Origin of the sequence: Mesorhizobium sp. M7A.F.Ca.US.002.01.1.1 (genome assembly GCF_004022955.1) — a bacterium.
In the GTDB taxonomy this organism is placed as follows: Bacteria; Pseudomonadota; Alphaproteobacteria; order Rhizobiales; family Rhizobiaceae; genus Mesorhizobium; species Mesorhizobium ciceri.
Genome location: NZ_RZQE01000352.1, coordinates 1 through 6,252 on the forward strand (window position 1 = coordinate 1; position 6,252 = coordinate 6,252).

Sequence of the window (6,252 nt, forward strand, 5' to 3'; positions counted from 1 at the left end):
GCGCTCGGCACCGGCTGCGACATCGATCGAACGCGCCGTCGTCGAATGGTTGGCGGAGGCTGTCGGTTGCCCCGGATTTACAGGCAGCCTGTGCGGCGGCGGCTCGACGGCGAACCTCATGGCCCTGGCGATGGCGCGGGAAGCGAAGCTGCCAGCCAACGAAACAGGCGTGCGACCGTGCGTGATCTATGCTTCCGAGCAAGTGCACATGTCCATTCCCAAGGCCGTCGCGCTGTTGGGGATCGGTAGAAAAAATCTCCGTTTGATCCCTGTCGACGACAAATTCAGGATGCGGACGGATGCCCTCCAGGCAGCTATTGCAGCCGACCGCGGCATCGGCAACATGCCCATCGCCATCGTGGCCACGGCCGGCACCATCATCTCCGGTGCGATCGATCCCCTTCCCGAAATCGCAGACATTGCCCGCAGGGAAGCGTTGTGGATGCATGTGGATGGGGCCTATGGGGGACTGGCGGCCCTGACCGTCCCGGAAAAGTTCCAGGGACTGTCTTTGGCGGATTCGCTGTCGCTCGATGCGCACAAATGGCTCTATCAGCCACTCGATTGCGGCTGCCTGCTCAATCGCCACCCAGACATTGCGCGCACGACTTTCTCGCACAGCGACGACTACGTCAGGATATTGAGCGAAGACCCAACGGAAGCATTTGCATTCTTTGAAGAGTCGATCGAACTGTCTCGGCGCTTCCGTGCGCTGAAGCTCTGGATGTCGCTGCAGTATCACGGGCGCCGTGCCTATCGCGAAGCCATCGCGCGCGATCTCTACCATGCCCAGATGCTGGCACAGGCAATCGCTTCACAGCCGGAGCTTGAGCAGCTTGCGCCGGTATCGCTAAGCGCGGTCTGTTTCCGTCACCGCTCTAAGGACAATGAAGCGATCCTGCGCCGTGTGATCGCGCGCGGCCGCGTGTATCTGTCGAATGCAACGATCAACGGTCAATTCGCGCTGCGGGCGTGTTTCGTCAATCACAGGACGACCTTGGATGACGTTCGGGCGATTGTGTCCGAAGTCATTGCCGCCGCAGACGAACTCAATCATTGAACCGCTGCGGATTTGGCCTCGTGTTTCAGGCGACCTCCGCCCGCAGCCATGCCTTCAGACCGGCGATATCCCCATCGCCGACAGCAGCGGCAACGCGCCTGCCGACCGCCGCGCCGAACTTGTAGCCGTGGCCGGAGCATGCCGAGACAACAAGGCATTTGCCCTTTCCATGCGCCATGAATTTTTCGTCTGATGTGAAAGTGTAGGCGCAGGTGACGACCTCGGTCACGCGATACTCCGCGATGCGGGCGATCGGCGGCGAAAACAGGTTGCGGATCGCCTCGCCCTCGCCCGCCACCGGCTGACGGTTCCAGTCGGCGTCGCTGGTCGGCACCCTGTGCAGCCCGGAACCGAATTTCATGCCGGCGCCGCCGGAGGGCGGGATCACATAGCCGTCGATCGCGCCGCCGACATCGAGCACGACCGGTGCCGCCTGCCAGGCCGCCTTGAGGTCGGCCGGCGGTTCGACATAGGCAAGTGCGGTTCGATAGGTCTTCAATTCTCCGTCCAGTTCCGGAAACAGTTTTAGCACCCAGGCGCCTGCGGCGACGACGATGCGGTCGGCCTGCATCGTCTCGCCGCTTTCGAGCACGATGTGGCCGGCTTCGGCGTCGACCTCGACGACCTTGCTGTTTTCGTAGACATTGGCGCCGTTGGCGCGCAGCCACTTTGCCAGGCCGGACGCGATCTTGCGGCAATGCAGGGCGCCGCCTTCGGTCGAGAAATAGGCGTAGCGAAACGACCCGGCTTCCAGAAACGGCCAGCGTTTCACGGCTGCATCGGGCTCCAGCAGTTCGAACGGAAAATTGCCTTCTTCCAGGCCCTCGCGATATTCCTCGGCCTCGTCGCCGGGCTCGCGCGAAATGCAGACAAATCCTCTGGGATCGAGATGGTTTTCGCCGAGGTCGGCCCACATCTCGTCCCAGGCCTGGTAGGCTTCGGTGATCAGCCGGCCGTAGCCGGTCCCCGCGCGGTAAGCGCGGCGGATGATGCGGTGGTGGTCGCCCGAGGCGGCCAACGGGTTTGGGATCGGCCCCTGCTCGACGATCGAAACGCTGTGACCCGCCTTGACCAGCGACCACGCGGTCGAGAGGCCGGCAATACCCGCACCGACAACGATCACCTTCATCAAATCAGACTTTCCGCAGCCGGTCGGCTGGCTCAACGTATTGGATTGCGGGCGCCAACATACGGTCTGGAACCAGGCTGGCAAGCCGCGCTATTGGTCTGGCATGAGCAAATTGACGCCACCTGCCCTGGCCTTTGATCCAGCCACTCGACATCTGCGGCTCGACCCGCACGAGCCGGCTTTTTTTCAAAACCCTTATGATGCCTATGCTTTCCTCCACGGCCTATCGAATGCCTTCTTCTGGGAAGAATTCGGCTTCTGGTGCTTTGGCGGCTTCGACGACGTCAACCGGCTGCTGCGCGACCGCCGTTTCGGCCGCCAGAATCCGGCCGGCATTCCAGACAGTCGCGGTATCGGACAGGACCGTAGCCATCTCAGGGCTTTCGACGGCATCGAAGCCAATTCGATGCTGGAATTGGAGCCACCCGTGCACACGCGGCTCAGAACACTGGTGAACCGTGCCTTCGTCTCACGTCAGGTCGAACGGCTGCGGCCGCGCGTCGAAGCGCTCGCCAACGAACTGATCGACCGTTTCGACCCGGGCAAGACAGTCGACCTGCTGCCGGCCTTCGCGGCGCCCTTGCCGATCACCATCATTGCCGAAATGCTCGGCGTGCCGGTCGAGATGGGGCCGCAACTGCTCGACTGGTCGCACCAGATGGTCGCCATGTACATCCATGGCCGCACCCGCGAGATCGAAGAGACGGCCAACCGAGCCGCTGGCGAGTTCGCCGATTTCCTGCGCGGCTACGTCACCGAGCGCCGCAAGAACCCCGGCGACGACCTGCTGTCGCTGCTGATCTCGGCGCAAGAGGGCGGCCAGAAACTGTCGGAGGACGAGATGGTGTCCTCGACGATCCTGCTGCTCAATGCCGGTCATGAGGCGACCGTGCATCAGACCGGCAACGCCGTCCGTTCGATCCTTATGCAAGGCGGCGATGTCAGCCGCTTCTTCGGCTCACCCGAAGCGACCGCGGCAACGGTCGAGGAATGCCTGCGCTTCGATGCGCCGCTGCATATGTTCACACGCTACGCTTATCAGGAGATCGAACTCTCGCCCGGCATCGTCGTGCAGCCGGGCCAGACGATCGGGCTGCTGCTGGGGATGGCCAATCACGATCCGCGCGCCTTTGCAGTACCGCAAGCCTTCCGGCCCGATCGCGCGGACCAGAAGAACGTATCGTTCGGTGCCGGCATCCATTTCTGCATCGGCGCGCCGCTGGCCCGGCTCGAATTGCAGGTGTCGCTGAAAACCCTGTTCGAACGCCACCCAGAGCTGCATCTTGCCGAAACCCCAAGCTTCCGCGACACTTATCACTTCCACGGGCTGGAGACGCTTGCCGTCGGCTTCTGACGATCGCGAGCCAGGGGCTGCGATATGAGATTGTTTTCGATACGGGCGACGTTGTTTGCCCTGGCGCTGGCGTGCGCATTCCCTGAGATCGCGGCCGCCCAGCAGCAGCCGGAAAACATCCCGTGGCAAAACAGCATGGCCATCGCCCAGAAAATGGCGACGGTTCTGCTGGAGCGGCAGACCGGGTCGAAGGGCCTGCCGCCGACATCCTTTGCCATCGAGGTCGATCTCAACCTCGACGGTTTTCCGGAGATTTTCGCCTATCGCCATGCGCCCGGCTGTGATGGCACCAACTGCGGCAACTTCCTGTTTGTCCTGGAAGGCGACAGCTACCAGGAGGGTTCTCGGCGACATTCCGGGGGCGAGGCTGGTGCCGCAGGACAAGATCGGGCTCAGCGCCTTCAAGCGAAACGGTTTTCTTGACATGCAGTCCGACCAGATGACGATCGGCTGGGACGGCAAGCGCTATCTCGACGCCTCCGCCTTCCCGGCCTCGTCGCTCGACGGCGCGGCCTTCCTGGCGGCTTGCCAGAAAAGCAAATCCAACGAGCAGCCGGCGGAGGGCGAAGCCGAGCGCGTGAGCGCCGAATGCCAGTGCCAGCTCAACCGGTTTCAGGTAACCAGCCTCACGCAGGCCGATCTCGACATGTACACCGCGTCGCTGGCAGAAAACTTCGAATATCCGACGGGTGAAAAGTGGACGGCGCTGCTTGCCGTCCAGAACAGTGCCAAGGATGTCGGCACCGGCTGCGATGTCGCCAGCGGCAAGAACCAATGGCCGCCAGCCTATTTCAACCATGGCGACCAGCCGCAGCAGAAGTTGAGTTTTGACGGCTTTCTCGATGCCTGTCCGGCGCAGGATTTCATTCTCACCAACCACAAGATCGGATCACCGGACCGTGCGCTCACCCTGTGCGGCTGCCTCGCCCGCGAGATGCCGACGCAGGGCATCAGCCAGGAGGGACTCGATCTCATGGTGCAGTATTATCGCGACGAGATCTCCGACGCGGACATCGAGGCGCAGGACGCCGACGTGCTGACTTTCCACGACAAGGCCTCGGAAGCCTACCTTAGCCAGTTTCCGGCGAAGTAGACAAACCGGCACGCTGGCGACAGACCGAGGAGCCGAGATAGCCGGGACAATGAAATTCGGATTCTTGCGGGAAACCTCTATTGGAGGCCGATACTTTCCCTCAAATGCTAAATACCAGCAGTATCGTCGAGGCCACCGCAAAAACCGCCAACGTTGGAAAGAACACTATCGCCAACCAAAATCTCTTCGGGTGCATTTCTCGCAGGTAGACCCTACCGGGCGCAGGATAGATTCCTGATTTGATCGCTGGAAACACAACTGAAATGCAAAAATTTATGATCCAGACATCCGCAAATATACAAGCAATAGTGACAGCTATTTTATATGCATCCATACCTAATTGTACTGGAATTTCAAACTAGCGCAAGCTCTCCGCTGTTATTGTTCATGAAAGCGATCAGAGCTTGATCACATACTCCTTGCGAGTCGTTTCAAGCACTTCCCAGCTGCCCTTGAAGCCGGGCCTGAGCACAAAACTGTCGCCGGCCTTGACGGTGCGCGCCTGCCCATCGTCCTCCGTCACCACCGAAACGCCGGACAGGATGTGGCAGAACTCCCATTCGTCATAGGCGATGCGCCATTTGCCGGGGGTCGATTCCCAGATGCCGGCGTAGAGGCCGCCCTCCCGCTCCTCGACATTCCAGGTGCGGAATTTGGGATCGCCCGAGATCAGCCGATCCGGCGCCGGCGCGCCAGATTCGGGTTCGACGCTGTCGGTCGATATCGTCAAGTAGTGCACGGACAAGACTTGTTCTCCATGAAAGAGCCGGCAATCCGCCGGCTCACCCCCACGCCGGCGCTGCGCGCCGACCCTCCCCACAAGGGGGAGGGTAAAAGAATCAGACCTTGGCGAGCGCCTGTTCGAGGTCGGCGACGATGTCGTTGACGTCCTCGATGCCGATCGACAGCCGCACCGTGTCCGGTCCTGCGCCAGCCTTGACCTTCTGCTCGTCGGATAGCTGGCGGTGCGTGGTCGAGGCCGGGTGGATGACCAGAGACTTGGTGTCGCCGACATTGGCCAGATGCGAGAACAGTTCGAGCGCCTCGACGAATTTGACGCCGGCGTCATAGCCGCCCTTCAGCGCGAAGGTGAACACGGCGCCGGCGCCAAGTGGTGAGTACTTCTTCTGCAGTGCATTGTTCTTGTCCGAGGGCAGGCCGGGGTAGTTCACCGACGCGACCTTGGGATGATTGGACAGCCAGGCAGCAACCGTCACGGCGTTATCGCAGTGGCGCTGCATGCGCAGCGGCAAGGTTTCCAGGCCGGTCAGGATCAGGAATGCGTTGAACGGCGAGATCGCCGGGCCGAGGTCGCGCAGGCCAAGCACGCGCGCGGCAATGGCGAAGGCGAAATTGCCGAAGGTTTCGTGCAGAACGAGGCCGCCATATTCAGGGCGCGGTTCCGACAGCATCGGGTATTTGCCCGATTTCGACCAGTCGAAGGTGCCGCCGTCGACGATGGCGCCGCCGATCGAATTGCCGTGACCGCCGATGAATTTGGTCAGCGAATGGACGACGATGTCGGCGCCATGCTCGATCGGCCGGATGAGGTAGGGCGAGGCCAGTGTGTTGTCGACGATCAGCGGCAGGCCGTGCTTGCGCGCGATGTCGCAGAT

At 61.7% G+C, this 6,252-nt stretch carries 7 protein-coding genes; 4 read left to right on the top strand and 3 right to left on the bottom strand.

Features of this window, described 5'->3' with window-relative positions:
* On the top strand, positions 1–1,060 hold a 1,060-nt coding region (locus tag EN932_RS26115; RefSeq protein WP_128369162.1), incomplete at its 5' end, for a pyridoxal-dependent decarboxylase.
* Between the two features lie 25 nt (positions 1,061–1,085).
* Here EN932_RS26115 and EN932_RS26120 read toward each other — a convergent pair.
* Positions 1,086–2,189 (bottom strand): FAD-dependent oxidoreductase, encoded by a 1,104-nt coding sequence (locus tag EN932_RS26120; RefSeq protein WP_063167788.1) that lies wholly within the window; start codon positions 2,187–2,189, stop codon positions 1,086–1,088.
* 103 nt (positions 2,190–2,292) lie between these two features.
* Between EN932_RS26120 and EN932_RS26125 the strand changes: the two genes are divergently transcribed.
* The 3 genes from EN932_RS26125 to EN932_RS26130 are packed head-to-tail and all read left to right on the top strand — an operon-like array spanning position 2,293 to position 4,636.
* Positions 2,293–3,543 carry a cytochrome P450 gene (locus tag EN932_RS26125; protein ID WP_127369503.1) on the top strand — a complete coding sequence of 417 codons (1,251 nt, stop codon included), beginning with the start codon at positions 2,293–2,295 and terminating at the stop codon, positions 3,541–3,543.
* A gap of 51 nt (positions 3,544–3,594) precedes the next feature.
* On the top strand, positions 3,595–3,966 hold the full coding sequence (locus EN932_RS39090; RefSeq protein ID WP_245461033.1) for a hypothetical protein: 372 nt from the start codon (positions 3,595–3,597) through the stop codon (positions 3,964–3,966).
* Positions 3,914–4,636: a hypothetical protein gene (locus EN932_RS26130; RefSeq protein WP_245461032.1), complete on the top strand. Its 723-nt coding sequence runs from the start codon at positions 3,914–3,916 to the stop codon at positions 4,634–4,636. Before EN932_RS39090 ends, EN932_RS26130 begins: the two co-directional genes overlap by 53 nt.
* Before the next feature lie 397 nt (positions 4,637–5,033).
* Here EN932_RS26130 and EN932_RS26135 read toward each other — a convergent pair whose 3' ends face one another.
* Entirely contained in the window at positions 5,034–5,381 is a 348-nt protein-coding gene (locus tag EN932_RS26135) for a cupin domain-containing protein (protein ID WP_127369502.1), read from the bottom strand.
* Positions 5,382–5,475: 94 nt separating this feature from the next.
* A partial coding sequence (locus EN932_RS26140; RefSeq protein WP_206618960.1) for a PLP-dependent transferase occupies positions 5,476–6,252 on the bottom strand: 777 nt, incomplete at its 5' end.